This is a genomic window from Streptomyces sp. NRRL S-37 (genome assembly GCF_000721605.1).
Classification (GTDB): Bacteria; Actinomycetota; Actinomycetes; order Streptomycetales; family Streptomycetaceae; genus Streptomyces.
This window is the reverse complement of record NZ_JOIZ01000009.1, coordinates 116,897-141,488: the sequence shown is the minus strand read 5'-3', so window position 1 is coordinate 141,488 and position 24,592 is coordinate 116,897. Positions and strand designations below refer to the sequence as shown.

The 24,592-nt window shown below is 73.9% G+C and carries 26 protein-coding genes and 2 pseudogenes; 17 read left to right on the top strand and 11 right to left on the bottom strand.

Annotated elements, in window-relative coordinates; translation table 11 throughout:
* Nucleotides 1–19 precede the first annotated feature (19 nt).
* Nucleotides 20–589 (top strand): rhodanese-like domain-containing protein, encoded by a 570-nt coding sequence (locus IH50_RS0115960; RefSeq protein WP_030861785.1) that lies wholly within the window; start codon nucleotides 20–22, stop codon nucleotides 587–589.
* Nucleotides 590–801: 212 nt separating this feature from the next.
* Here IH50_RS0115960 and IH50_RS0115955 read toward each other — a convergent pair whose 3' ends face one another.
* Nucleotides 802–1,122 (bottom strand): hypothetical protein, encoded by a 321-nt coding sequence (locus IH50_RS0115955; RefSeq protein ID WP_030861784.1) that lies wholly within the window; start codon nucleotides 1,120–1,122, stop codon nucleotides 802–804.
* Nucleotides 1,123–1,331: 209 nt separating this feature from the next.
* Here IH50_RS0115955 and IH50_RS43170 point away from each other — a divergent pair, with 209 nt between their 5' ends.
* The 3 genes from IH50_RS43170 (at nucleotide 1,332) to IH50_RS0115940 (ending at nucleotide 3,210) form a co-directional block, all read left to right on the top strand.
* Nucleotides 1,332–1,463 (top strand): hypothetical protein, encoded by a 132-nt coding sequence (locus IH50_RS43170; protein WP_267883273.1) that lies wholly within the window; start codon nucleotides 1,332–1,334, stop codon nucleotides 1,461–1,463.
* 18 nt (nucleotides 1,464–1,481) lie between these two features.
* Nucleotides 1,482–2,738, top strand: coding sequence for a hypothetical protein (locus IH50_RS38760; RefSeq protein WP_030861782.1), 1,257 nt, complete (start codon nucleotides 1,482–1,484; stop codon nucleotides 2,736–2,738).
* A gap of 118 nt (nucleotides 2,739–2,856) precedes the next feature.
* Entirely contained in the window at nucleotides 2,857–3,210 is a 354-nt protein-coding gene (locus tag IH50_RS0115940; RefSeq protein ID WP_030861780.1) for a hypothetical protein, read from the top strand.
* Between the two features lie 64 nt (nucleotides 3,211–3,274).
* Here IH50_RS0115940 and IH50_RS37710 read toward each other — a convergent pair whose 3' ends face one another.
* Nucleotides 3,275–3,754: a L,D-transpeptidase gene (locus IH50_RS37710; protein WP_234328171.1), complete on the bottom strand. Its 480-nt coding sequence runs from the start codon at nucleotides 3,752–3,754 to the stop codon at nucleotides 3,275–3,277.
* Here IH50_RS37710 and IH50_RS39750 point away from each other — a divergent pair.
* Nucleotides 3,713–4,054, top strand: a pseudogene (locus tag IH50_RS39750) (response regulator transcription factor); the annotation flags it as partial. The gene IH50_RS37710 and the pseudogene IH50_RS39750 sit on opposite strands and share 42 nt — an antisense overlap.
* Before the next feature lie 210 nt (nucleotides 4,055–4,264).
* Here IH50_RS39750 and IH50_RS39745 read toward each other — a convergent pair.
* Nucleotides 4,265–4,609, bottom strand: a pseudogene (locus tag IH50_RS39745) (DNA alkylation repair protein); the annotation flags it as partial.
* Nucleotides 4,610–5,492: 883 nt separating this feature from the next.
* Between IH50_RS39745 and IH50_RS0115930 the strand changes: the two are divergent.
* The gene (locus IH50_RS0115930) at nucleotides 5,493–6,845 is read left to right on the top strand and encodes a DUF5933 domain-containing protein (RefSeq protein ID WP_051767333.1); all 1,353 of its coding nucleotides are present in this window, start codon (nucleotides 5,493–5,495) and stop codon (nucleotides 6,843–6,845) included.
* Nucleotides 6,846–7,054: 209 nt separating this feature from the next.
* Here the strand turns inward: IH50_RS0115930 and IH50_RS0115925 are convergent, their stop codons facing one another.
* From IH50_RS0115925 to IH50_RS0115910, 4 genes are all read right to left on the bottom strand, one after another.
* On the bottom strand, nucleotides 7,055–7,309 hold the full coding sequence (locus IH50_RS0115925) for a hypothetical protein (RefSeq protein ID WP_030861774.1): 255 nt from the start codon (nucleotides 7,307–7,309) through the stop codon (nucleotides 7,055–7,057).
* Between the two features lie 552 nt (nucleotides 7,310–7,861).
* A complete protein-coding gene (locus IH50_RS0115920) occupies nucleotides 7,862–8,107 on the bottom strand; it encodes a DUF5133 domain-containing protein (protein ID WP_030861772.1) in 246 nt (81 codons plus the stop codon).
* A 157-nt stretch (nucleotides 8,108–8,264) separates the two neighbouring features.
* Nucleotides 8,265–9,269: a MerR family transcriptional regulator gene (locus IH50_RS0115915; RefSeq protein ID WP_030861769.1), complete on the bottom strand. Its 1,005-nt coding sequence runs from the start codon at nucleotides 9,267–9,269 to the stop codon at nucleotides 8,265–8,267.
* A 3-nt stretch (nucleotides 9,270–9,272) separates the two neighbouring features.
* On the bottom strand, nucleotides 9,273–9,947 hold the full coding sequence (locus tag IH50_RS0115910) for a HEAT repeat domain-containing protein (RefSeq protein ID WP_030861767.1): 675 nt from the start codon (nucleotides 9,945–9,947) through the stop codon (nucleotides 9,273–9,275).
* 127 nt (nucleotides 9,948–10,074) lie between these two features.
* Between IH50_RS0115910 and IH50_RS0115905 the strand changes: the two genes are divergently transcribed.
* From IH50_RS0115905 to IH50_RS0115890, 4 genes are all read left to right on the top strand, one after another.
* On the top strand, nucleotides 10,075–10,416 hold the full coding sequence (locus IH50_RS0115905) for a hypothetical protein (RefSeq protein ID WP_030861766.1): 342 nt from the start codon (nucleotides 10,075–10,077) through the stop codon (nucleotides 10,414–10,416).
* Nucleotides 10,417–10,923: 507 nt separating this feature from the next.
* Entirely contained in the window at nucleotides 10,924–11,538 is a 615-nt protein-coding gene (locus IH50_RS0115900) for an ATP-binding cassette domain-containing protein (protein WP_030861763.1), read from the top strand.
* The gene (locus tag IH50_RS0115895) at nucleotides 11,535–12,335 is read left to right on the top strand and encodes a hypothetical protein (protein ID WP_037872454.1); all 801 of its coding nucleotides are present in this window, start codon (nucleotides 11,535–11,537) and stop codon (nucleotides 12,333–12,335) included. The genes IH50_RS0115900 and IH50_RS0115895 overlap by 4 nt, the downstream gene beginning before the upstream one ends.
* A 232-nt stretch (nucleotides 12,336–12,567) precedes the next feature.
* Nucleotides 12,568–12,792, top strand: coding sequence for a helix-turn-helix domain-containing protein (locus IH50_RS0115890; RefSeq protein WP_030861760.1), 225 nt, complete (start codon nucleotides 12,568–12,570; stop codon nucleotides 12,790–12,792).
* A gap of 285 nt (nucleotides 12,793–13,077) precedes the next feature.
* On the opposite strand, the gene IH50_RS0115885 is transcribed toward IH50_RS0115890, so the two are convergent.
* The gene (locus IH50_RS0115885; RefSeq protein WP_030861759.1) at nucleotides 13,078–13,335 is read right to left on the bottom strand and encodes a hypothetical protein; all 258 of its coding nucleotides are present in this window, start codon (nucleotides 13,333–13,335) and stop codon (nucleotides 13,078–13,080) included.
* A 349-nt stretch (nucleotides 13,336–13,684) separates the two neighbouring features.
* Between IH50_RS0115885 and IH50_RS39740 the strand changes: the two genes are divergently transcribed.
* Nucleotides 13,685–13,894, top strand: coding sequence for a hypothetical protein (locus IH50_RS39740; RefSeq protein ID WP_078913982.1), 210 nt, complete (start codon nucleotides 13,685–13,687; stop codon nucleotides 13,892–13,894).
* A gap of 93 nt (nucleotides 13,895–13,987) precedes the next feature.
* Nucleotides 13,988–16,813, top strand: a complete 2,826-nt coding sequence (locus IH50_RS0115875) for a SpoIIE family protein phosphatase (RefSeq protein WP_030861758.1) — start codon at nucleotides 13,988–13,990, stop codon at nucleotides 16,811–16,813.
* A gap of 20 nt (nucleotides 16,814–16,833) precedes the next feature.
* Here IH50_RS0115875 and IH50_RS0115870 read toward each other — a convergent pair whose 3' ends face one another.
* Nucleotides 16,834–17,394, bottom strand: coding sequence for a hypothetical protein (locus tag IH50_RS0115870; protein ID WP_030861757.1), 561 nt, complete (start codon nucleotides 17,392–17,394; stop codon nucleotides 16,834–16,836).
* A gap of 187 nt (nucleotides 17,395–17,581) precedes the next feature.
* On the opposite strand from IH50_RS0115870, the gene IH50_RS0115865 reads away from it, so the two are divergent.
* Nucleotides 17,582–18,169, top strand: a complete 588-nt coding sequence (locus tag IH50_RS0115865) for a TetR/AcrR family transcriptional regulator (protein ID WP_030861756.1) — start codon at nucleotides 17,582–17,584, stop codon at nucleotides 18,167–18,169.
* 457 nt (nucleotides 18,170–18,626) lie between these two features.
* Here the strand turns inward: IH50_RS0115865 and IH50_RS37705 are convergent, their stop codons facing one another.
* On the bottom strand, nucleotides 18,627–18,944 hold the full coding sequence (locus IH50_RS37705; protein ID WP_234328167.1) for a hypothetical protein: 318 nt from the start codon (nucleotides 18,942–18,944) through the stop codon (nucleotides 18,627–18,629).
* Between the two features lie 300 nt (nucleotides 18,945–19,244).
* On the opposite strand from IH50_RS37705, the gene IH50_RS39130 reads away from it, so the two are divergent.
* Nucleotides 19,245–20,378, top strand: coding sequence for a sigma-70 family RNA polymerase sigma factor (locus tag IH50_RS39130; RefSeq protein ID WP_063759493.1), 1,134 nt, complete (start codon nucleotides 19,245–19,247; stop codon nucleotides 20,376–20,378).
* Between the two features lie 38 nt (nucleotides 20,379–20,416).
* Entirely contained in the window at nucleotides 20,417–21,259 is an 843-nt protein-coding gene (locus IH50_RS0115850; protein ID WP_051767327.1) for a ribonuclease BN, read from the top strand.
* A gap of 8 nt (nucleotides 21,260–21,267) precedes the next feature.
* Here the strand turns inward: IH50_RS0115850 and IH50_RS0115845 are convergent, their stop codons facing one another.
* Nucleotides 21,268–22,332, bottom strand: coding sequence for an MGDG synthase family glycosyltransferase (locus IH50_RS0115845; RefSeq protein ID WP_051767332.1), 1,065 nt, complete (start codon nucleotides 22,330–22,332; stop codon nucleotides 21,268–21,270).
* A gap of 351 nt (nucleotides 22,333–22,683) precedes the next feature.
* On the opposite strand from IH50_RS0115845, the gene IH50_RS0115840 reads away from it, so the two are divergent.
* Nucleotides 22,684–23,586 carry a DMT family transporter gene (locus tag IH50_RS0115840; protein ID WP_030861752.1) on the top strand — a complete coding sequence of 301 codons (903 nt, stop codon included), beginning with the start codon at nucleotides 22,684–22,686 and terminating at the stop codon, nucleotides 23,584–23,586.
* A gap of 54 nt (nucleotides 23,587–23,640) precedes the next feature.
* Entirely contained in the window at nucleotides 23,641–24,420 is a 780-nt protein-coding gene (locus IH50_RS0115835; protein WP_030861751.1) for a polysaccharide deacetylase family protein, read from the top strand.
* Nucleotides 24,421–24,592: the final 172 nt, after the last annotated feature.

Here is a 24,592-nt window from a genome sequence, read left to right as displayed (position 1 = left end):
GGGCAAAGGAAAATCCCCCGTGACACCCACCACCGCCCTCACCGCCGGCCAGGTCGACGCCCGCCTGCACGAGCTGATCGTCATCGACGTGCGCACCACCGGCGAATACGCCTCCGGCCACCTGCCCGGCGCCCACAACATCCCCCTCGACCGCCTCGACACCGCCCTGCCCGCCCTGAGGACCGCCGCCGGCCGCGGTGACCTCCTCGTCGTGTGTGCCTCCGGCGCCCGTTCCGCGACCGCCTGCCGGCGTCTGGCCGATCAGGGCGTCACCGCCGCCACTCTCACCGGGGGCACCACCGCCTGGACGCAGCTCGGTCACGACCTCCACCGCCCCGCCGGCACCCGTTCCCCTTGGGCCATGGACCGCCAGGTCCGCCTCGTCGCCGGGTCCCTCGTCCTGGCCGGCCTGATCGCCGGACGGCGCTGGAGCGCGGCGCGCCGGCTGTCCGCGGGCGTCGCCGGCGGCCTGGTCTTCTCCGCCTTGACCGACACCTGCGGCATGGCCAGGATCCTCGCCAAGCTCCCCCACAATCAGCCCGGGGCAGCCGACCTGGACGCCACCCTCGCCGCCCTGACCGACCGCTGACGCCACCCGGCCCAGCGGGGCACCGCTCACGGTGTCCGGCTGGGCCGGCCCGCAGTCGCGCAGGTGACGACAGGCCCGCCCGCACGACGACCGATGTGCTCCGGCTCAGCCGGGTGCCGCCTTCGGCGTCGGCTGGGCCACCAGCGGCACCGGCGGACAGCAGCCCGTGTCAGAACCCGTGCGCCGGGCATGACGGAAGCCGCTTCGACCGGTCACAGACCGGCGATGTCCCCGGCCCTCCTGGACACCGAGTCGAGCGCGTCCAGCACGGCGTTGTGCCGACTCGCGCGCGCCGCCCGGTCCGCCGGCACCAGCCGCGCGGCGGTCTGCACGGCGTGGGCGTCCGGGTCGCCGAAGGCGGTCCGCGGGTGCTCACCCGTATCCGCGCAGTGCGCCGTGACCTCCTTGACCGCCTGGAGCACGACCGCCCGGTCCACACCCGGCTGCAGGGCCAGCCGGACCTGGAAACGCGCCATCCACTTCTCGCGGTCCTTCTCCCTCGCCGCGTCCGTCGTCCGGTCCTTCTTCGCCACGTGCTCTCCTGAGTGATCGGCAGCCGCCCGTCAGGGAGTTGGACGTCGTGGCGTCGAAGCGGGTTGCGTGAGCGCGGGACGGGTTTCAGGTGACTGCCGCGGAGCCCACCGCGCTCCGTGGCCCGGACACTCCGGCCGTGCGCGACGGCAGCATCGGGAGACGGAAAAGAGCTGGTGGGGGCGGTGGGCGACGACGTTACAGTCCGCCCATGACGACGTACGGACTCCGTCCCACCCTGCTGCACACCCCGGGCGAACGGCTGCTTCGCGGCAAGGGTGTGGGCCCGGCGGTCGGTGCCGGGGCGGCCGACGACTGGATCGCCCTCGACGCCGGCGTCTGATCGGGCACCGCCGGCGCTATGAGGGGCCGGCGTTCTCACTGCCGGATCCGGGTCGGCTTCCACTGGTTCGACAAGCGGGAGATCGCCGACTGGGACCGGGCCCCGTACTGGCGGGAGACCGGCCCCGGCGCTCCTTCCTGGAGCCTGCCGCCCACCGAGTCCGAGGTCGCCCTGTGTCTCGGTCATGCGGACGCCCGTGTCCGTGCGGCGACGCTCGCCCGCGCGGAGCCCGGGGCTCTGCCCGCCTCCGTGCTGCCACTCGTCCTGATCAGGTGCGCGGACACCGACGAGCGGGTACGGGAGCTGGCCCGCGCGGCCCTCGAACGCGCGCTCGCCGGCGCGGACGAGGCCGTGCTGCGGCGACTGGCTCCCCTGGCGGCGCTGGTGGGCATGCGGCGGTACGGCGCGTGGGTGCGGAAGGCCGTCCTCGGGCGCCTGGGCGGGCTGCCCGAGGAGGCTGTGGCGCACCTGTCGGCGGGCGGCGCCCGGGAGGCCCGGATCGCCGGCCTGCGGGCCGGGGCCGCGTACGGGCGGCTCGGCATGACGCGGGCATGGGAGATCGCCGAGGGAGACCCCGACAACGGGGTGCGCGTGCACGCGCTGCGCACGGTGATGCGTCTGGCGCTCGCGTCCGGACGGCAGACCGTCCTCGACGACACGCGGACCCGGGTTCTCGCCCGCCTGGACGCCGACCTCTCGTACGAGGTCCGCCGCGTCACGTTCGCCGCCGCCGTCGAGGCCGGCTTCTTCCGCGCCCGGGACCTGGCCCGGCTCGCCGTCGGGCACCGGGACCGGCACATCCGGCGGTCCAGCTGCGCGGCCGTCCTCGCCGGCCCGGACGGGAACGCCTCCCTCGACCGCCTGCTCCGTGCGCGGGACACGGCCGTGCGCTCCGCCGCCGTCAGACGGCTGCGAGGCGCCGGCCGCGGCGACGAACTGGCACGGCACCTGACGGACCCGTCGGCCACCGTCCGCGCGGCGGTGTGCCGGGAACTCCGGGCCGCGGGCGGCGCCCCCCGCGCGCACTACCGGGCGTTGTGCACCGACCCGGCCGCCGTCGCACCGGCGGCACTCGTCGGGCTGGCCGAGCAGCGATGCCCCGAGGACGCCGCCCTGCTGCGCCCCCTCACCCGCCACCCGCGGGCCGCGGTCCGGGCCCGGGCGCTGTCCGCGCTGCGGATGCTCGGCGCTCCCGCCGACGACGCGCCGCCGCCGTCCGCCGACGCCCCCGGCTCCGGTGCGCGTGCGGGTTCCGGGTCAGGGGGTGTCCCGTGACCGCTGGTCACGGAGCCGGCCGCGGGTGGAAACCGCGTGGCCGGCGAGTCCGTGGTGCCGGTATCGTCCGGGTCTCCGGACCGTCGTACCAGCGGCCCACGTGCAGGAAGTGACGGGCATGACCAGTCGGCAGACAACGACGACCCTGTGGCGCCCTACCGGTCCCAAGGAGCTGGATCTGGTCCGGGAGCTGAACTGGCGTGCGTGGCCGCCCCGGCTGCCCGAGCAGCCGATCTTCTACCCGGTCCTCGACGAGGACTACGCGATCAGGATCGCCCGGGACTGGAACGTGAAGCACGACGGCGCCGGCTTCGTCACCCGTTTCGAGGTCGAGTCGGAGTTCCTGAGCCGGTACCCCGTCCGGCAGGCGGGTGGGCGGACGATCCTCGAACTCTGGGTTCCGGCCGGGGAACTGGACGACTTCAACGCCCACATCGTCGGCAGGATCCAGGTGGTCCACGAGTTCCGCTGAGGCGGGGAGGCCCGCGGACGGGGCACGCCGGCCCGGTGCCGTGATCCCGGCGTCGGCGTCGTGATCACCGCAGCGCGCTCTTCTGCCGCCAGGCGGTCCACGGCACGTTCCACGCGCCGAAGCCGTTGCCCGGGTCGACCACGCCCTTGGTCTCCTCGCCCGTGATCTCGAACGGGTCGCCCGGCCGTACCTGCCCGTAGAACCAGGCCGCGTCCGCGTCGCTCATGCCGATGCAGCCCGAACTGCGGTTGGCTTTGCCGAAGTGGGGGGCGCTCCACGGGGCGGCGTGCGCGTACATGCCCGACCAGGTCAGCCGCATCGAGTAGTCGACCATCTTGTCGTAGGCGTCGCCGAGGCCGACCGTCTCGGAGTTCATGTTGATCGTGCCCTCCTTGGCCATGAGCACGGCCGTTCCGCGCCAGGAGCGCTTGTCGCCGCCGGGCGTGCCGCCGGAGACCGGGATGCTCCGGACGGTCTCACCGTCGCGTACCAGGGTGAGCCGGTGGCGGTCGAGGTCGACCTCGGGCTGCGCCGCCGTGGACACGAGGTACGGGTGGCCGCGACCGGTGAGGCCGGTCTCGCCGCGCTGGCCGAATTCCGGCCCGATCTGATGCTCCTCGACCTGATGCTGCCCGGCATGAACGGGGTGCAGGTCTGCCGGCGGGTCCGCGAGCGGAGCCGGTTGCCGATCATCATGCTGACCGCGCGGGGTGACGACTTCGACGTGGTGATCGGCCTGGAGGCCGGTGCCGACGACTACATCGTCAAGCCCGCCCGTACCGAGGTGATCGAGGCCCGGATCTCTGCCGTGCTGCGCACGGTCGCCCACCCGGACCCCACCGGCACGAGCGCCGTGCCCATGCCGGCGGAGGCGGTGATCCTCGCGCTGCTCGGCGGTCCCGACGAACAGGACCGCGCAGCGGGGCTCAGCACGTCCCTTCCCCCCGCTCCGGGGTCCGCGGGACTTCAGGTGGAGTTCTCGCCCGGCGGCGAGGAGGTCACGGCCGGCCTGCCCATCGCGCTGGACGGGCTGGGCCGACCGCGCTGCGCCAGCTGTCACCGGGTCGGGATCGGCGAACCAGGCCAGGCGCAGTTCCTCACGGTGCGGGTTCTTCTTCACCACGTAGTTCACGAGCCAGTCGTGCACCTTGGGGGTGCGCGCCTCGCGCAGCATGGTGTCCAGCTTGTCGCGCTCGGACGCCCTCGGACGGCAGATCAGGAGTGCCAACAGCCTCGCCGCGGTGTCGTCCGTCGTCCAGAGCTCATGCGCGAGCTCGTGCCGCGTCCTGAGCCGCTTCGCGAGCGCGCGCAGTTTGGTGAGGTTCACACCGTGATCGTCACCGTGTCTCTCGTTCACCGCGCGGATCCTCGGGTCGTCCAGCGCGGCCAGCTCGGCCATCACCTCGGCCGCCGTCGTCTCGGCCACCCCTGTCTCCTGTCCGTCGCACCGGGGCCCAGCCTACGACGGGTGCCGGCCGGGCGTACGACGGCGGCCGGAGCACGGTCACCCGGACCTGGTGATACTGGCGGTGGCACGCGGTGCGTGGTTCCGCGCGGAGGGGGAGCGGCGGGCGGGGTCCGTCGAGCGGCCGACCGGCGAGCGGACACGACGGAACGCCCGCGGAAGCGTGCGGCGCGGGGGAAGGGCATCCGCGTCTGGATCGTCGTACGGCTTCCGCATGGCTATTGACCTGCTCGAATTCGCTGTGCTTGTCTCGGCGTGAGGGCCTGGGGAGGCACACCGAGGGCACGGATGGCGTGCAGGGGCGGATCGAGGGGGCGTGAGGTGTCTCGGGGCATGGGGGAACACAACGGGAACGCTGACGACGTGACCGCGCCGCACCCGCGTGCGCCTCGGCCGGGCCTGCCCCGGCGGCGGGTGTCACGAAGCCGGTGATCCTCGTACGACGGCCTCGTGGCCGTGCCCCGGCCGGTCCCCGGCGATCCCCTCACGTCCGCCGGGCGACCCCCCTGACGTCCGTCCCGCCGCGGTGTGAACCGCCGGCGGCACGGAGAACGGCGGCGGCCGGACTGCCGGGACGACGCCCCGCACCGGAGCCGGCGGACGGCGCACGGCTCGACGGAGAACTCGCCGGAACCCGCGTCACGTTCTTTCCGTCTTGCTCCGACGGACCGCCCTCGGCGAGGGGGAAAGCGACGCCGGCCGGAAGGTGACGAGCGGAACCCGCCCTGACATGACCAATCTCTAGCAAAGCAGTCGAAAATTGATACACATACCACCGCAGAACTTTTCGCGAACGGACCAGGACACCGCGCTCCCCCTGTGGCGTCGGCCACGGACGGTCCTCTGGGCCGCGGTGGGTGCCGTGGCCCTCGGGTTCCTCGTCGCGCTGGAATTCGCCGCGCGTCACTACGGCCTGCCGGGGCCGCTCACCAATCAGGTGCGGGAGGTGGTGTACGCCCCCAAGTCGGGCGGTCTGCTGTACGCCGCCATGGCGTTGATGATGGTGGTGCTCACCTGGCGGGAACGGTTCGTCGCGGTGGGTACGGCGATCGGTGTCGACGTCGCCTTCCTGGTGGTCCGGTGGGCGGCCGACGTGGACACGGCCGGGGGCCACCCCTTCGGCAACGGCGCCCTCTGGGTGATCCTGGGCTGTGCGGTCATCGCCGTCACCCGCCGCACCGGCCGGGAACGGGTCCTGCTCCTGAAGGGCGTCGGGCTGGCCCTGCTGCTGATGGCCGGCCGCAAGACCGGTGACACCTGGCTGCTCATCACCTCGAAGACCCGCCTGACGGTGCTCGACCAGTACGTGGCCACCGCCGATCACGCGCTGGGCGACCCGTCGTGGCTGGCGGGCCGTATCGTGACGGCCACCGGCCCCGTCGGCTTCAACTTCCTCGACTTCGTCTACGGCAATCTCGCGGTGGCCGCGGTCATCGCCGCGCTGTACCAGCTGCGCCATGTGGCGGTCGAGCGCCGCTTCCCGCGCCACCACCTGGTGCGCACGTTCCTGGTGATCGGCCTCGTCGGGCCGGCCTTCTACATGATCTTCCCGGTGGTCGGACCGCTCTTCGCCTACGGCACGGGCACCGAGCACTGGGCGGCGGTCAGCCTCTGGGCGCCGGACATGCCGCCCAGCGAGCCCTGGGCCGTGGCCGATCTGTGGCCGCGGACGCTGCCGCCGGCCGATGCCCCGCACCCCATGCCGTTCGACGGGATCACCCCGCGGAACTGCATGCCCAGCCTGCACACGGCGTGGGCCACCGCGATCTTCATCCACTCCCGGAAGGGCCCTCGCGTCCTGCGGTTCGCGGGAACGTTCTGGCTGGTCGCCACGCTCGCCGCGACGCTGGGATTCGGCTACCACTACGGCGCGGACCTCCTCGCCGGCGTGGTGTTCACGCTCACGATCGAGGCGGCCCTGCGCTCGTTCGACCAGGGCTGGGACCGGTCGGGGATCCGGCTGGTCGCCTACGGCGTGACGGTCTTCGCCGCGCTTCTGCTGTCCTACCGGTTCCTGCCGTCGGCGATGGCCGCGTATCCCTGGGTGTCCGGACCGCTGCTCGTACTGGCCATGGTCTCGGTGATCTACGGCTACGTACGGACCACCGCGCGGTGGGAACCGGGGACCGCACCGGCACGGCGACCGGAACCCCAGCCCGAACTGATCTGAGGCGCGCCGCACCGGATACCGGCCGCGTCCCGCCCCGTCCCGGAGCCACCGTGGCCCGCCCGGGCTTGCCCCGCCCTCCGGCGGGCCGGCCCGGAAGCCGGGGTGCCGGCCCTCTGCCAGCTCCTGGGCGCCATCCAGGACCTGCCGAGGTGATGGACCGGTACCCGCACCAGGGCCGGCCCCGGCGAAGCACTACCGGCGGTGTCCCCTCAGCTCTGCCCCTCAGGGCTGTCGGCGGGCTCCTGGAGGGGGCGGCCGCTGTCGCCCTCCTGGTTCACCGGCAGCAGGCCGCGGGCGAGGTTCGGGACCAGGTACGCCAGGTCCCCCAGGCTGCTGCCGTCCCGGGCGGATTCGGCGGCCGGGTCGGCCGGCACGGGCGAGGCCGCCTGCGCGGCGGAGACCGGGAAGAGGACCCCGGCAGCGGCAAGTGCCGCGACGGCACCGACGGCGAGAGTATTACGCACTTTTATCCCTTTCGCGTAGGAAGTGACGCGCTGATCAACGAGCGGATCCGGTGTAGGACACGTGTCACCGAGGGCTGTCGTCACCGCCGGTCCGTCTGCTGGAGGACTGTGGCGCGCGTGTGCTCCTCACCTACGAGACCCGGCCGGCGCGTCAGCGGGGACGGCTGTCCCGCCCGGGCCGACCGTGGTGGTGGCCGAGGACGGTGAGGAGGACGGGGGTGCTCCGCCGTCCGGGGACTTCCGGGGTGTGGCGGGCGACGTTCCGCGGAGCCGGAGACGCCCGCCCGGGACGGTCTCGGGCTGGACGGGACGGCGTGGCCGCTCCGCACTCCCAAGGGAGTGCCGACGACCGCCGCGACCGCCTCGCGCCGGTCGTGGCGGGCGGCCTCCTGGGTGTTCCCGGTCTGCCGGAACGGGACCGGCTGCCGTGGCCGTTGCCCCTCCACCACGCCATGAGCCGGGTTCTCCGGGGCCGTCGCCTTCGCCGGGTACGGGTTCTCTCCTACGGCGCACCGGTCGCCCGACTCGGCGGCCAGGGGCGGGGATCCGGCCTCACGCGGCCAGTGTCTCGTCCTTCCGGGAGGAGCTCGCACGGTCCGCGCCGTACCGCTCGAGCAGTGCGTCGGCCGCGAGCAGAGCCTCCTCGACGGTGCGGGCCCCGGTCATCACGCACAGCGTGTAGGTGGAGTCCTCGAGGTCCCGGCTGGTGCGGCCGGTGGGGCGCACGTCGTGTTCGATGCGCGCCTGAGCGAACCGGGCCAGTACGGCGCGCAGTTCCTTCTCCGCCGGAAGGATCATGGTGATGCCTCTCCCCTCGAGGTCCGTCTCACAAAGCGGCCGGCACCGCGGCCATCACCGGGCAGCGCCGAGCAGACCTTCGTGTGCCCCGTATCGGGACGCCCATGCCACCGTGATCACCGCCCTGCGGCCCGGCCCGTCGGCCCCTGAGGGGACGTCATCGTGCGTCGCGCAGGTGAAGGAGGTACGCCGCGGTCAGGGCGACGGCACGGTCCTCGTCGTCCGAGAGCTGTACGAGGGCACGTGACGCCGTGGTTCCCGGGATGTCCGCCAGCGCCTGGGTCAGCCACCGGCGTACGGGCGCTTCGGTGGTGCCGTGGGCGAGGCGGTCGACGAGCCCGGTGGCGATCCGGTCCGCCGTCGCGGGGTCGCTCGCCAGCCGGCTCAGCGCATCGGCCGCGTCGGTGTCGTTCCTCCCCTCCACGATCATGTCGATGAGCGCCGGGACCGTATCGGCCGCTCCGCGTGCCGCCAGCGCCAGAGCCGCGTACCCGCGGACCGCGGCGTCAGGGTGCGCGAGGGCGTCCCGCAGCCGGGCGGCAGCCTCGTCACCGGGCATCTCGGCGAGGGACCGGACGGCGCGTTCACGCACCGCGGCCACCGGTGAGTCCAGACCCTGCGCCAGCAGTGCCGTGCCGTCGCCGCCGGATCGCGCCAGTGCCCAGCGCAGGGCCCCGGCGACGTTCGGATCCGTCTCCCGCAGCACCGCCTCGGCCAGGGCCTCCACCGGTACCGGGACCTCGCCGGCCGAGGAAAGGGCCGCGCGCTGACGCGCGTCGGCGCTCTTCGATCCGAGTGCCTGGAGGAGTGCGACGCTCCGCAGGACGTCCTCCCAGCCGGCGGGTTCCGCGGCATCGATCCGGCGGAGCCGCGTGAGCAGCTCGGTCTCGGCCGCGATGCGTTCGCGTGTCTGACGGATGAGGTCGTCGACGAGCGCCGAGGGCGTGAAGCCGGGGTCGTCGAGCGCGCGCCCGATCTCCCGCAGCGACAGCCCCAGCGATCGCAGGCTCTCGACGTGGAAGATCCGCCGGATGTCCTCGTCGGAGTACTCCCGGTAGCCGGAGCCCGTACGGCCCGAAGGCCGCACCAGACCGAGTGACTCGTAATGCCTGAGCATGCGGGCGCTGACCCCGGACCGTCGCGCCACCTCACCGATCAACACGTTCTATCGTCCCTCCTGGCCCGGGCCGCCGAGGGCCACGACGCGCTTCGCCTCCTCGATCGCCCACTCGAATCCGGTGTCAGGATCGCGCAGCAGCCGTTCCGTGGCGAGCGCGTGCGCGCGCACGCGCGGGTCGGGGGCCATGGCCGCGGCACGCAGAACCGGAGGAACGGCATCGCCGCCCAGTGCGATCAGCGCCCGGCTGAGACTCAACCGCGTCTCCCGCTCACCGCGCCCGAGTTGTCCCGCCAGCAGCGCGGCCAGCCCGGGTTCCTCACCCTCCGGCACGAGCACGACCGCGGTCCGCCAGGCGCTCCGCGCCACCTCGTCGTCGGTGTCGGACAGAAGTTCCGGTGTGATCGCCGGCCATGCCCGCCGGTCCCCGATCTTGGACAGCGTGTGCAGTGCCTGGCTCCGTGCCCGCGCATGCTCCGAGCGGACTTCGCGGAGCAGCGCGGGAAGCGTCATGGACACCGGGTGGCGGGTGAGTGCCCAGGTCAGCATGTCCCGGACGAAGAACTCCGGTTCGAGTGCGCATCGTTGGACGAGCTTGTCGACGAAGCACGGGTCCGGTGCCGTGCCGGCCTCCAGAGCGGCCCGCAACCGCACGGACGAACTCCCGTCCTCCAGCGCCTGGAGCATGCGTACCGCGTCCGTGTCCTGTCTCGTCGTGGCCATCGGGACCACCTCCTCGGCAAGCAGTGAAGGCCTTGTCACCGTGTCAAGGTCAAACGGGACTCGGTGGACGGCCGGTCCGCGTAGGCTGACCGGCGTCCGTGGCCGGAGAAACGCAGGAGGGCGGAGCATGGGGGTGGCGTCGATCGGCGTACGGCTCGTCGCCGAGGCGTCCGGGAGCGCGGGGGCGGGGTTCGTGTACTCCTGGCTGGTGCCCGACGACGGACGGCGCGGCTGGATGCTGTTCGTCCCGGCGGAGCGGCTCTTCCGGGAATGCGACGGAACGGGAGCCGTCCTGGAGGACGGCATGGAGGTCCGCTTCGGACTCACCGAGGACGAGTCGGCGCGCAGGCACGCGCGGTGGGAGGGCAGCCAGGAGTGGCGGGTGATGGTGACGGCGGCCTACGGCGTCTGGAAGAGGTTCCAGGAGCACGGGAAACCGCCGCGGCAGGCCGACCGCACCTTTTACTAGTCTTCCTGGTCAGGAGCTCTGTCCGGACGAGCGGGGCGGCCGGAGGCCGGGTCTCTCCCGCCGGACGCGGAACGGGCGACGCCGTTCCGGGACGCCCCCGCACACGGAGAGGGGATCCGACCGTCCAGCGGTTCCCGTCGGTGCGTGCCGAGCGGGTCGCGTGCAGCGACACCAGGAACCGCAGCCGGTCCGCGTCGGCGCTGCCCGGCTCAGCCTTGCGGTCGACGGTCCGGGACGGGCCGGCAGGAGGGGCGAGCCGCAGCGGCAGCCGTTCGACGGGGCTCACGCACCGGTCCCGGAGCACGCACCGGAAGCGTGCGTGACGTGTCCCGGCGGGCTCGTGGATCGTTGGCCGGTCGGAACCCGTGCACTCCACCGCTCTCGAGGAGCCTTTGTGGCCAGTCCGAGCCCGCTGTACGCCGACCGGGACGAGGGCCCGCCGTCCCTCCGGTGCCCGTTCGCCGACCGTACGCATGTCCGGACCCGGACGTGAGGCGGCAACCGGCGGTGGTGCTGCGTGTGACGGCGGTCCGCAAGAGCTTCGGGTCCCGGCAGGTCCTGCGCGGGGTCGGCTTCGAGGCGCGGGCAGGGCAACTGGTGGGCATCGTCGGGGAGAACGGCGCCGGGAAGACCACCCTGCTGCGTATCCTCAGCGGTGACCTGCGCCCCGACGACGGACGCGTCGACCTGGTGGGCACCCGGGGTTACTGCCCCCAGCACCCGGTCCTGGACGAGGAGCTGACCGTGCGCCAGCATCTGCGTCTCTTCCAGATCGCCTACCGTCTCCCGGACCCCGGCCGCGCGCTCCGGCTGATCGACACGCTCTCCGCGGCCGGTTATCTGGACGCGCCGGTGAAAGTGCTCAGCGGTGGCACCCTGCAGAAGCTGAACCTGGTCCTGGCGTTGATGCACGACCCGGACGTCGTCCTGCTCGACGAGCCGTACCAGGGCTTCGACTGGGAGACCTACCTGCGGTTCTGGGACCTCGCCCAGGAGCTGAAGGGCAGCGGCCGTACCGTGATCATCGTCTCCCATCTCGCCCACGACACCGGACGCCTGGACGTCCTGCACCGTCTGCACGACGGCCTCCTCGGGCCCTCGCCCACGGCGGACACCGCATGAGGGCCTACCTGGTCGCCTGCCGCTACGCCCTGCTGGCCATGGCGAAGAACCGGCTGGCCGCCGTGCTCCTGGTCGCCTTCATCCCGATGTGGATCACCGTGGCGAAGACCCTCACCACGCCGAAGACGTTTCCCTTCCGGCTACGCGCCACCGGAACCTGGCTGCGCGCCGGCGGAGACGAGATCACGATGATCAGCGGCTCCCTGAACGCCGTGTCCCTCCTCGTGGGATTCCTGATGTTCAGCGCCGCACGCCGCACCAAAGCCTTCGACCGTCGCCTCACCGCGGCCGGCTATCCCCGAACCGCCCTCATCGGCGCCAAACTCACCACACTCCTGGTCGCATCGGTACTGGTCGGCGCTTACGCCACCGCCTGGATGCTGCTGTTCTGGTCTCCCCTCCGGCCCTTCCTCCTCGGCATCGCGGTCCTGGCGGTCTGCCTGGTCTACGGGGCCATGGGCATGTGCCTGGCCCTCTTCCTGCGCGGCGAGGTCGAAGGACTGGTCACGATCATCATGACCAGCATCATCGATCTCGCGCCGCAGAATCCCGTCGCCAGCACCACCGCCGACAAGGCCCTGGTCGAGCTGCTTCCGAGCTACGGCTCCCTCCAGACCAGCCTCGCCGCGGGCTTCACCCGGAACGCCACCTCGAGCCCTCTGCTGCACAGCGCGGCCTGGCTGACCGCCATGACCACCACCGCACTCGCCGCCTTCGCCCTCCGCACCCGCACCCGCACCCACCAGCCGCCCGCGCCCCCGCCGTCACGTGCGGCGGGACCCGGACGGGCGCGGTGACGGTTTCGGCGAAGTACGGAACGTCCCGGGTGGGGTCTCGGCGCAGACGACCGGGCGGGAGACGGAGTGGATGCCGTGCCGCGCGGAAGGTCCTTTCCTCCACGGCCACGTCCTTCCCGACCGCACCCGCCCGCGGATCGTTCCCCTCCGCCGTCGCCCGCCGAGTGGCTCGTCCCTCGTCGGGGGTAGACGACGATCACGGCCAGACGTCGATCACCGAAGGAGACGAGCCGTGGACAAGGGCAAACAGATCACCGGCACGGCCCGTGCGGAACTCGCGCGGGAGATGAAGGAGCAGTACGAGAACGGCCTGTCCATACGGGCCATCGCCGAAGCGCACGGGCGGTCGTACGGGTTCGTCCACCGTGTCCTCACCGAGGCGGACGCCTCTCTGCGCAGCCGGGGCGGGAACCGTTCGCACCGGCGGCTCGAGGAGGCCGGGCGTCCGCGGAGGTGACGAGGAACCCGTGGACCGCGGCGGGGCGGGACGGTCACCAAGGGCTGTCCCGCCCCGCCGGGTTCCGCCGCCGGGCGAAGGCGGCTGCCTGCCGGCCGGACAGGTACGGCCTGCGCGGCGGCGAGGACGCGTGTGCCCCGGCCGCGCGTACGGAGACGAACAGCCGGGCGGCCGCCGGGACCGGAAGGCCGGAGGCGGAGTACGGGGCACCAGGCGGATCCCCGCCGTGCGTCCACCCGGCAGCCGTGATCCCGTGGCCCGGAACGGGGAATCCGTACGTCCCCGTCACGGGGTGGTGTCGTGGAGGTACTCGGTCAGGGCCTTGCCCGGCTGGAAGGCGGCGGAGCCCCCGTCGGTGTGGAAGCGGCCGAAGCTGCCGGCCACCACCGCTTCGTCGTGCTTGAGTGTCTCGGCGATCACGCCCGCCATGTCGACCGTGCCGAACAGGGCGTCGATCACCTGTTCCGCGTCCTCCTCGCGGATGTCGTGGCCTCTCTGCGCGGCCTTGCGCACGCTGGCCCGGGCCAATTGGGACTTGTCCATGTCACACCTCTGCTTCTCCTGTCCGACCGCGCCGGGACGGCGGGCCCGGACCTCGGGGCCGGAACGGTCTCCGTGACCGGCCGGCCGGCGTGCTCCCCGTCCTTTCCCTCCACGCCGCGCGAGGCACACCGGGACAGGACCGGCGGACCGGTGGGGACGAGGCCCGCGGCGCGGGCGTGCCCGGCGCGGACACCGGACCCGTACGTCCATCACAGCCGTCCGCCCGGACGACTGCCAGCGGTCACGGCCACATGGAGCAGGCACATCCGCGCGGACACCGCGGCACACCCTTCGCCCGCCGGCGACCGACCGCATACGGTCGGACATGTGAGTGGTGAGAGTCCCGGCGGTGCCTCCACCTGGCCGGCGCGGGACACCTCCCTCCGCACCCCTGCCGGCCGGATCGCTCCTCGCCCTCTGCACCGACGGTCTCGTGGAAACCCCCGGCTCCGACCTCACCCGGTCCATCGACGATCCGGCCGACGATCCGGTGCGCCACGCCGTCCCCCGGCACGCGTACACCGATGACATCGCCCTGCTGCTGTGGCGCAGCCCGTGAAGGCCGGTGAGGGACCGTCCCGGGTCCGGAACCTTCGCCTCCGGGACACTCGCGGCCGAGCGCACGTCCCATATGCCCGATTACCCTGATCCTGTGAACCCGTATCCGACTCCTTCGGGCGGTGGTCCCGGCGACCGGGCGCAGCCGGTCGCCGGAGTACGTCCGGAGATCCTCGCCTCCTGGCAGCGCTCGCGGTCGCTCGGTATCGACCAGGAGGGGGTGGCCCTGCCGGTCGAGGGGGACCTGGATCCCGACTCCCGGCTGATCAGGGCCGCCGCGCCGGTGCTGGCCCACCTGTACGAACGGTTCTCGGGCGTGCCGGTGACCGTGGCGCTGGCCGACTCACGGGCGAACATCGTGGACCGGTGGGGCGCCCCGGCGGGGCTGGAGCTGATGGACGCCGCCTCCCTGGTACCGGGCGCCAACGTCGACGAGCGGTTCATGGGGACCAGCAGCGTCAGCATGGTGCTGAGCACCCGGGCGCCGTTCGTGGTCGTCGGCCACGAACACTTCCTGCACGGCCTCAAGGAGCTGACCTGCATGGCCGCGCCGGTGCGCGACCCGGTGGGCGGCACCGTGCGGGGCGCGGTCAACCTCTCCGTGCCCCGGGCACTGGCCGACCCCGGCATGGCACTGGTCCTGCAGGAAGCCACCGAACGCATCGGGGAGCGCCTGCTGGAGCTGAGCACGGCCCGCGAGCTCGAGCTGATGCGCTCCTTCCAGCGGGCCAGGGAGCGCGGCGGGCACACCGAGCTGGACCTCGGCTCGGGTGAGCTGCACCGGCTCGGCGGGCCGGCTCCCCGCCTGGCCTCGCAGGAGCGGCTGATGCTGCTGGAGCGCGCCGTCGAGCTGATCTCCTCGGCGGGCGAGGCGTTCACCGAGGTGCCCCTCGCGGGCAGCCGCGTGGCCGTGCTGCGCCGCCGGGAGCTGCACCACGGCGACGCGGAGGGCGCGGCGGTCGAGGTCAGCTTCGAGGACATCCGCGGCAGGGGGACGCCGGGCCGGGGCGCCGTGACCGCCCCTGACGGCCGTCATGTGCCGCTCCTGGACCGTCCCGCCGGGGCGGCGGGGGCGGATGCGCCCGGTGCGACGGCGGAACCGCCCGCCGCCGGGCCGGCCGACGCGTGGCTGCTGCTGGTCGGCGAGCCGGGCGTCAGCCGGCTCGCGGCCGAGGCCCGTAGCCGGCTGTCCCTGCTGAACGAGGCGGGCACCCGGCTCGGCACCACTCTGGACATGTGGCGCACCGCCGAGGAGCTGGCGAGGATCGCCGTGCCGCGCTTCGCCGACCTGGTCGTCGTCGACCTGGTGGAAGGTGTCCTGGCCGGTGAGGAACCACCGCGCGGGCGGCTGCGCCCCGGCGCGGCACTGCGCCGGGTGGCCGTCTGGGCGGGCGAGGACTCCCGCGACGCCCCGGCCGGCGGCGTGGACGTACCGGCCGGCTACCCCGCGGGGACACCCCAGGCCCGGTGTCTGGAGACCGGGCGGCCGGTGACGGACTCGGTGCCGACCGCCGCCCTGTCCGGGTCCCCGGCCGGCCGGGCGCACCCCGTCGGCCTGCTCGGTGCGGGCGTGCACTCCTATCTGGGCGCGCCGCTGTCCGCGCGGGGCTCCGTGCTGGGCCTGGCGGGCTTCTACCGGCGCGGCAGGACGAGGCCGTACGAGCAGGACGACCTGACGCTGGCGGGTGAACTGGCGGCCCGTGCCGCGATCAGCGTGGACAACGCCCGCCACTACCGCCGGGAGCACCGCGCCTCCCTGACGCTGCAGCGCAGCCTGCTTCCGCACGCCCTGCCCCGGCTGAGCGCCGCCGAACTCGCCTCCCGTTATCTGCCCGCGGACGCCAGGGCCGGTGTGGGCGGGGACTGGTTCGACGCGATCCCGCTGTCCGGGATGCGCGTGGCGCTGGTCGTCGGGGACGTGCCCGGGAACGGCCTGCAGGCGGCGGCGACCATGGGCCGGCTGCGGACGGCGGTGCGGACGCTGGCCGGTCTTGACCTGCTGCCCGAGGAGGTGCTGGCCCACCTGGACGACCTGGTCAGCCGGACGCCCGGCGAGTCGGACGAGGAGCAGGACCCCGCGACGGGAGCGACCTGCCTGTACGCGGTGTACGACCCGGTGTCGTGCCGCTGCACGGCCGCACGGGCCGGTCATCCGCCGCCCGCCGTGCTGACACCGGGCGGGCGGGCGCGGCTGATCGACCTGCCGAGCGGTCCGCCGCTCGGGCTCGGCGGGATCCAGCCGTACGAGTCCGCAGGCGTCGACCTGCCCGCGGGCAGCCTGCTGGCGATGTACACCGACGGTCTGCTCAAGGAGGACCGCGGCTACGGGGACACCGACGTGCGCACCGGGCGGCTGCTGGACTCGCTGGACCGCGGCGGCCCGGCACTGGAGGACGTCTGCGACCGGATCGCGGACACCCTCCCGGCCGGCGGCCCGTACGACGACGTGGCCCTCCTGCTGGCCCGTGTGCACGCGCTGTCCGAGGACCGGGTGGCGGCCTGGGAGTTCCCGTCCGACCCCTCGGTCGTGGCGCGGGCCAGGGCGCTGACCCGCGATCAGCTCGCCGCCTGGGGCCTGTCGGAGCTGGACTTCAACACCGGGCTGGTGGTCAGCGAGCTGGTCACCAACGCCGTGCGGTACGGCGGCCGGGGGCCCGTGTGCCTGCGGTTGCTGCGCGACGACTCGCTGATCTGCGAGGTCTCCGACCGCAGCAACACATCTCCGCGCATCCGGCGGGCGGCCATGACCGAGGAGGGCGGGCGCGGTCTGTTCCTGGTGGCGCAGTTCACCAGCAGCTGGGGGGCCCGCTACATGCCGCAGGGAAAGACGGTATGGGCCGAGCAGCTGCCGCAGTCGGAGCGGCCCGGACCGGAGACGGACGAGCAGGCGCTGCTGGCCATGTTCGACGACTCCGGCTGACCCGTCCGGGTCCGGGGAGGTCACACCTCGTCGCGGGTCCGGTTCAGCCGGAGGGCCGAGACGAGGAAGAAGACACCTCCGAGGAAGGCGTAGCCGGCGAGGTTCGCCAAGGTGGCGTCGTCGCGGCCGGCCGCGGCGAAGAACGACGCGCCGGCGGCCGTGGAGATGGCGCCGCTGATGATCATCGGCCACTGGCCGCCCAGTTTCCTGCGGCCCGCGCCCACGATGAGCTGGACGAGTCCCGAGGTGACGGCCCAGATCCCCCAGACCCGTAGGACGGCCGGAATGCCCGACGTGGCGGCGACGGCCAGGCCGACGGCCGTCAGTGAGCTGAGCGCGATGTTCACGTACAGGAGCCGGGCCGTACCGCCGTTCGCCTTCGCGGACCGGGCGTCGACGACCGCGGCCGCCGCGTCGAACAGGGGGTAGACCAGGAGCAGCACCGTACCGAGCGCTCCCAGTGTTCCGGCGGTCGTGAACAGCAGGGCGGCCCATACGGCGGCGAACGCGAACCGCAGGAAGTACAGCCTGCGCAGGGCGGCGGGAACGCCGGTGGGGGCCGTGCCGACGAGGGTGTCCATGAAAGTTCCTTTCGTGACGGTGAGCCGATGCGGGACGGCGCGGTCCCGCCCGGCGGCCGGGTGCGCGGGGAGCAGTGAAGGCGCCGCCCGACAAGAGGGAGAACGTTCTGTCTCGTGCTCAGATCAAAGAGGACCGGCACGGTCTCTGTCAAGACCGAACGTTCTCCCCTCTTGGTAGCCTGGCGGCATGAGTCGGAGCCCGAAGAACGGCAGCACCTCCGAAGCGCGAGCGCGGCTGCTCCACACAGCGACCCGGATCTTCTACGCCGAGGGGATCCACTCCGTCGGCATCGACCGGGTCATCACGGAGGCACAGGTGACCCGGGCCACGCTGTACCGGCATTTCTCGGGCAAGGAGGACCTCGTTCTCGCCTACCTCGAACAGGCCGACCGGGGAATCCGGGAGCAGGTAGCCACCGCCGTGGCGAGCGTCCGGCCGGCGGCCGACAGGGTCCGGGCCGTCGCCGGGGCCATCACCGAGGGCATCCGGTCCCCCGGTTTCCGCGGCTGCGCCTTCCTCAACGCGGTGGCCGAGTATCCCGACCCCGCCCACCCGGTCCACCGGGCCGTCCTGGCCCACCGGCAGTGGTTCCTGGACACCGTCACGGAGCTGCTGGCGGAGACCGGCGACGCGCCCGCCGAGGCGGCCGGCCGGCACCTCGTCATGCTCCGGGACGGTGCCATGGCGGCCGGTTGCCTCTTCGACCCCGAACTGGTCTCGGAGACCTTCCTGCAGGGCGTCGAGGGGATCCTGCGCGCCCGTACCGCGTCCTGAGGACGGGGCGGCCGGCGGCCCGCTCGATCGCCTCCGTGACCTGTCCGGCGGGCAGCGCGCGGGCGGCGGCCGGCATTCCCGCGACGTGGTGACCGCAGTCGCCCTGCTCCTCGTGCCGCAGTTCATGACCGAGGATGACCAACCGGGCCTCGGGGACGGTGCGTTCCTCCACGACGATGATGGAGGGGTCCCCGCAGTCCAGTCGCATGCCGGAGACGGGGATGTCCGGCGGGAACGCCCGGAACAGGAGGCTGATCGGCCGGCCGGTCCGTGCGGTCATGGCCTCGCAGAACGCCTCCATGACCTCCTGGGGCTCGGCCGGCCGCTCGACGGTTCCCGCCGCCCGGCGGCCCAGGACGGTGAGCAAGGTCTTCATCGCCTTGGTGCTCACCGGCCGCGGGCTCCTTCCGGGGGCACGACGGACCGGAGGACTCCTTCGAGGAGACACTCCACCTGCTCACGGGTCGGGGAACCGTGCGCGCGGGTCGGCGGAGTTCACCCCGTAGCGGTCCATCAGGGCCAGTACCGGATCGCTCTCGGGATGTCCGAGCCTGCGCGGAAGGGGGAGCAGGGCGCGGTTGAGCGCGTCGGCGGCCGGTGCGGTGAAGAACGCCTCTCCCTCCTCGACGCCGAAGTACTCGACGAGCCCGTGGAGGAGTTCGACGCCGGGCACCTTTTTGCCGTCGCGGACCTGACGGGCCCAGTACCCGGACACCCCCAGCCGCCGGGAGATGTCCGAAGCCAGGTCGGACCTGCGGGTGCCGGTCGTGGTCATGCTGGCTCTGGCGAGCGCCGCGATCCGCGCCCGGCAGCGGTTCCGCCCTCCCGGACGGAGCGGGCCACTCTTCTCGTACGGTCCTGGTGTCCCGACCGGACGGCAGGTACCGGTCCGGAACGCAACCCGCCGGCGCCTGACGTCACTCGCGGGACGGACAGGGATCCCGCACGCGGCTCAGGCCGTGTTTCGGGGTCCGGCCGAAGGGTGACTCCGAGACTGGCGCGCACATCGCTCCCGCGCGGAGCGGCCGGCGCGCCCGAACGCCGACCACAGCGGAGCCGCACCCCCGAGAGGCCCATGTCCCCCTCAGCCGCCGACGTGATCCGGACACGCGACGCCGTACCGGAGCCGTCCTCGCAGCAGCTCGACGCGCTGCTGCGCGAGCTCTCGGAGCACCCGCCGGGACCGCGGCGGGCCGCCCTCCGGGAGCACGTCATCCGCCTGCTGCTGCCGATGGCGCGGCGTGTCACACGCCGCTTCCGGTGTCACGGGGAGGAGTTCGACGATCTCGTACAGGTCGCGTCCCTGGGACTGGTCAAGGCCGTCGACGGCTACGACCCCGCCCTGGGCCACGCCTTCCTGTCGTACGCGGTCCCCAAGGTCACCGGTGAGATCCGGCGCCATCTGCGCGACCGCACGGCCACCGTACGGCTGCCCCGCCCCCTGCGGGAGGCGAGCGGCCGGATCTTCCAGGCCGTCGAGGAGCTCGAACAGCGGCTGGGCGGCCGCTCGCCCACCCCGGAGCAGATCGCCGTGCACACCGGGCTCGGGCGGGACCGCGTGCTGTCCACGCTGCGGGCGGTGCACGCGTGCCGTGCCCGGTCCCTCGACGAGCCCGCCGGACACGGCCAGGAGATCCCGCTCGCCCGTCTGATCGGCGCGGAGGACCCGGCGCTCGGCCGGGTGGTCGACACCGTGTCCCTGACCGCCCTGGTGAGGCGGCTGCCGGAGCGCGACCGCCGTGTGCTCTACCTGCGCTTCTACCGGGAGTACACCCAGCAGCGGATCGCGGACGCCGTCGGCGTCTCCCAGATGCAGGTCTCGCGCATCCTGCGGCGCTGCCTCGACCGGCTCCGCGAGGGGCTCCTGGCGGGCGAGCCGCGCGCGGGCGCCGGCGGGGCGGCGCGGGGTCCGGCCACCGGGCGGGCGGCCCGGCCGGCGCGCACCTCGTGCGGCCTCCGTGGCGCCGAGGAACCGGTACGTCCCGTGGGAGCCGCCGGCCCGGCGCGCCCGGCCCCGCGTGCCGCGGCCGGTACGGGGCCCCGGCGCGGTCACGGGCACCCGGTCCGGCGGCGGCGCGCGGGCTCGCGGCGGCGGACGTACGCCGAAGCCGCGCCGCGGACCGCGAGGGCGCGGCCCCCTCCCGCCCGCCGCGCGCGCGAGGAGAGGGCACCTTCCCCGCCCGGGTTCGTCCCGCCCGCCGAGGGGTGACACAGGTGCGTGGACGCGAGCCGACGAAGGAGCGCACCGTGAGGCGTGGCCTGCGCACGCTCCGGCACGGGTGGGAGTGGCTGGGCGCCCACACCCTGATGCGGCGCGGCCGTGACATCGAACTGATGCACAGGGCCATGGGTTTCGCCACGCTGGCGCTGGTCACGCTGGCGCCCCTGCTCATCGTGATCGCCGCCGCCGACCCGCTCGGGCGGGGCGGCTTCGCGGCCTGGCTGGCGGACGGCATGGGGCTGTCCGGCCGGTCCGCGCGCGTCCTCACGGAGATCATCAGCCCGCCGCGCGAGGTGATCGGCACCACCAGCCTGTGGGGTGTGCTGGCGCTCGCCGCGTTCGGCATCCCGTTCGGCGGGAGCGTCCAGAACGGCTACGAGCGGATGTGGAACCTGCGGCCTGGGCCGTGGCACCGCATCTGGCGCCAGGCGACCTGGCTGTGCGCCCTGACCGCGTACCTCTACCAGGAGGTGCTGACCCGCGACGCCCTGCACGGGCCGGAACGGATCACCCTCTCGCTGGCGACCGGCATGCTGTTCTTCTGGTGGGGGCAGCGCTTCCTGCTGGGCGGCCAGATCGGCTGGTGGCATCTGCTGCCGGGCGCGATCGCCACCATGGCGGGCCTGATCGGTCTGCGGGGCTTCTCCTACTTCGTCTTCGCCCCGCTGATCATCGACAACGCGATCAGCTACGGCACCGTCGGTGTCGTCCTCATCGTCGAGTCCTGGCTCATCGGCGTGGGGTTCGTCATCTTCGGCGGTGCCCTGTTCGGCCGCTGGCTCCTCCACCACCACGGGCACCGGTTCACCGGGGACCTGCCCCCGCCGCCCGGCACGGAGCCGGCCGGTGACGACCGGCGCGGGCCGTGAGCGCCCGGTCACTCGGAGGGCAGGCCGGCGAGCGCGGTCACCCGGGCCAGTACGTCTCCCCGGAAGAGCCGCCGCCCGCGGGCGATCCGGTGCTCCCGGTACGGGCCGTCCGCCGACAGCCGCCGCAGCGCGCGCAGCAGCGTGGCGGCGTCCGTGGCGGTCTCCGAGACGCCGAGCGCCGCCATCCGGCGCACGCCCTCCGCGCCGTGGCCGGGCAGCGGACGGTAGCCCACCACGGGCAGCCCGCAGGCCAGTGCCTGTACGGCGGTCTGGCCGGCGGCGTTGTCGACCAGGACGCGGGCCGCACGCAGCAGGCCGGGCATGTCGGTGACCCAGTCCGGTACGAGCGCGCCCGGCAGCCCGGCCAGGCGGGCCCGCAGGCGTTCGTTGCGGCCGCACAGCACGACCGGGAGGAAACCGGCGGCGGCGAGCAGCCGGGCGGTCCCGTCCAGCTCCGAGGCCGCGCCCCAGGCGCCGGCGGACAGGACGACGGGCGGGTGTCCGGGGGCGTACCGCTCGAAGCGCCGCCGCCACTCCTCCGCTCCGGCGGCCGGCGCGAAGAAGCCGGGTGCCACGACCGGTCCGGCCGTCTCGACGGGCACCGCGATGTGCCGGCCCACGTCCCGCGCGGCGTCGTCGGTGAGGCAGAGGTACAGGTCGTTGCCGGGGTGGAGCCACTGCCGGTGGACGGCGAAGTCGATCACGAGGACGGCGCTCGGGGGCCGCAGCCGTCCGCGGGCCCGCAGATGGCCGGTCAGCTGAGCGGCCAGGTGGAAGACGGGGACCACCACGTCGGCTCCCGTGCGTTCCGTGAGGTCCGTCAGGCGGCGGCCCGCCAGCCGGGCGAGGGGGATGCCGCTGGGGCGGTGCCGCGGGCCGGGGCGCAGCAGCGCCCGGTACAGGCCCGCGTACAGCCAGGGGAAGTGGCGCACCGACGACCGGTAGAAGCGGCGCAGGCCGGTTCCCAGGCCGTGCGGGAGCAGCCGCAGGAGGTCCACGACCTGCGCGTCGTGGCCTTGTTCCCGGGCTCGGCGGGCGAGTTCGCCGGCCACCGTGTCGTGGCCGGCTCCCATGCTCGCGCTGACGATCAGCAGGCGCAGCCGGCCCTCCGCCGGCGCGTACCGGCGGGGTACCGAGGACGGTGAGTGCACGGGATGGTGTGTCTCCCGCGCCGCGCCGGTGAAACACGCTCCCGCGCGTTTCGGCGGCCGGACCGGGGATACTCCGGGGTGCCCTCCCCGACGAACGCCGGGAGCGGCCGCGGACGGCGGTTCTCCGGGCGTTCACCCTCGTATCCGAGGTGCAGCCCATGTCTCACGCTTCCCCCTCCGGCACGGCCGGCATGTCGTTCCCCCGGACGCCCGGCGCGGTGCCGGGCCTGTGCCGGCGGCCCGCCGCCGTGTCCGGCTGAACGGCGTCACGGCGTGCTGGTCGTCGTCCTGGCCCTGCTGGCGGCGCTGTCCAACGCCGCGGCCTCGGTGCTGCAGCGGCGGGCCGCGGCGGACGAACCGGAGGGCGGCGCGGGCGTGCGCCAGGCCGTCCGCTGGCTCGGGAAGGTGCTGCGGCGGCGCTACTGGGTCGCGGGGGCCGGGATGCTGGCGCTGTCGACGGTTCTGCAGGCGGCGGCTCTGGGCGTGGGCAGTCTCGCGCTGGTCCAGCCGCTGATGGCCACCGAACTGCTGTTCACCCTCGTCGTCGGCAGCGTGGTCTTCCACCGTCGTCCGGACCCCCGGACCTGGCTGGCGTTCGCCGCCCTGGCCGCCGGGCTGGCGGTGTTCCTGATCTCGGTCGCCCCGGCCACCGGCCGGTCCACGGCCTCCGCGGGACGGTGGCTCGTGACCGCGGGGGCGGTGCTGGGCGCCGTCGTGGCGCTGGTGGTGACGGCCCGCGCGGTACGGGGCGCGCCCCGCGCGGGGCTGCTGGGGCTGGCGTCCGCCGTGTCGTTCTCCCTGACGGCGGCGCTGCTCAAGGAGGTGACCGGCAGGATTCCGGACGGGGTGGGCGCCGTGCTGGGGACGTGGCCCGTGTACGCCACCGCCGTCGCCGGGGCCGTCGCCTTCCTGTTGCTCCAGAGCGCGTTCCGGGCCGGGACGCTCGCGGCGTCCCAGCCCGCCCTGACCCTCGGTGACGCGCTGACGAGCGTGGCGCTGGGGTGGGCGCTGTTCGGGGAGCAGATCACACTCGGTGTGCGGGTGGTGCCGGCGGTGCTCGGCGTGGCGCTCATGGGGGCGGGCACCGTGGGCCTGGCCCGCGCCCCGTCGGTCTCCGGAAGCTGGGACGCGGCGTCGCGGAGTCCGGGTACCGACTCGCCCCGGTCCGTGCCGTAGGCACCCCGGACCGGTGCGGTGGTCTCTCGCGGAAGGAGCCGGAAGCCGATGCCCATGTCCCCAGGCCCCTCCCCCGCCCGGCGGGCGGCTGCCGTGCTGACCCCCGCCGCCGTCGCCGCGGCGCACATCGCTCCCGCCGCGACCTGGCTGCCCGTGGTGCGCCGCCGTTTCCCGCGCCTCGCCGGTGTCGGGCACCCCGCCCATGTCGCGCTGACCTTCGACGACGGGCCCGATCCCGAGTCCACCCCGTGTTTCCTCGACGCGCTGGAGGAACTCGGGGTCCGGGCGACCTTCTTCGTCCTGGGCGACCACGTCGTACGGCATCCCTCCGTGGTCCGTGAGACCGTCCGCCGCGGACACGAACTGGCCGTACACGGCTGGAGCCACGACCGGCCCTGGCTGCCGGCCCCGGCGGAGGACGTGCGCGGCCTGGCGCGGGCGGCCGGCGCGGTGCGGGAACTGACGGGCCGGCACCCCCGCTGGTACCGCCCGCCCTACGGCATCCTCACCTCCGGGCGCTGGGCCGCCGCCCGTACGGCGGGTCTGCGGCCGGTGCTGTGGACCGCCTGGGGCCGGGACTGGACGGCCGGGGCCACCCCGGCGTCGGTGCGCTCGGCCGTCGCGGCCGGTCTGCGCGGCGGCGGCACCGTCCTCCTGCACGACACGGACAGGATGTCGGCGCCGGACTGCTGGCGGGCCGCGCTGGGCGCCCTCCCCGGCATCGTGAACGGCTGCCGGGAGGCGGGCCTGTCGGTCGGCCCGCTCGCCGAACACGGGGTGCCCCGGGCGGGGAACGGTGGCCGGCACGCGTCCGGGGCGGACCGGCCGCGGTGACGGACCGGCGCCCGGCACACGGGGCGGGAGCCGCGGGAGGCCCCTGCCGAACATCGGATACGCGGGCATTCAGATGCCTTTGCGACATATTGGGGATACTGTCCGCATAGAGGTGGTGTTCGGTGTGGCCGGTACGGCGCACCGGCGGCCGGCTGGGAGGTTGGTGGGGTTC

Excerpts from the sequence above, each read along its gene's own strand:
- IH50_RS43170 (WP_267883273.1), top strand. The coding sequence starts at position 1,332 with ATGACGACGTACGGACTCCGTCCCACCCTGCTGCACACCCCGGGCGAA.
- IH50_RS38760 (WP_030861782.1), top strand. The coding sequence starts at position 1,482 with ATGAGGGGCCGGCGTTCTCACTGCCGGATCCGGGTCGGCTTCCACTGG.
- IH50_RS0115940 (WP_030861780.1), top strand. The coding sequence starts at position 2,857 with ATGACCAGTCGGCAGACAACGACGACCCTGTGGCGCCCTACCGGTCCC.
- IH50_RS0115920 (WP_030861772.1), bottom strand. The coding sequence starts at position 8,107 with ATGATCCTTCCGGCGGAGAAGGAACTGCGCGCCGTACTGGCCCGGTTC.
- IH50_RS0115910 (WP_030861767.1), bottom strand. The coding sequence starts at position 9,947 with ATGGCCACGACGAGACAGGACACGGACGCGGTACGCATGCTCCAGGCG.
- IH50_RS0115905 (WP_030861766.1), top strand. The coding sequence starts at position 10,075 with ATGGGGGTGGCGTCGATCGGCGTACGGCTCGTCGCCGAGGCGTCCGGG.
- IH50_RS0115895 (WP_037872454.1), top strand. The coding sequence starts at position 11,535 with ATGAGGGCCTACCTGGTCGCCTGCCGCTACGCCCTGCTGGCCATGGCG.
- IH50_RS0115885 (WP_030861759.1), bottom strand. The coding sequence starts at position 13,335 with ATGGACAAGTCCCAATTGGCCCGGGCCAGCGTGCGCAAGGCCGCGCAG.
- IH50_RS0115870 (WP_030861757.1), bottom strand. The coding sequence starts at position 17,394 with ATGGACACCCTCGTCGGCACGGCCCCCACCGGCGTTCCCGCCGCCCTG.
- IH50_RS0115865 (WP_030861756.1), top strand. The coding sequence starts at position 17,582 with ATGAGTCGGAGCCCGAAGAACGGCAGCACCTCCGAAGCGCGAGCGCGG.
- IH50_RS37705 (WP_234328167.1), bottom strand. The coding sequence starts at position 18,944 with ATGACCACGACCGGCACCCGCAGGTCCGACCTGGCTTCGGACATCTCC.
- IH50_RS39130 (WP_063759493.1), top strand. The coding sequence starts at position 19,245 with ATGTCCCCCTCAGCCGCCGACGTGATCCGGACACGCGACGCCGTACCG.
- IH50_RS0115845 (WP_051767332.1), bottom strand. The coding sequence starts at position 22,332 with ATGGGAGCCGGCCACGACACGGTGGCCGGCGAACTCGCCCGCCGAGCC.
- IH50_RS0115835 (WP_030861751.1), top strand. The coding sequence starts at position 23,641 with ATGTCCCCAGGCCCCTCCCCCGCCCGGCGGGCGGCTGCCGTGCTGACC.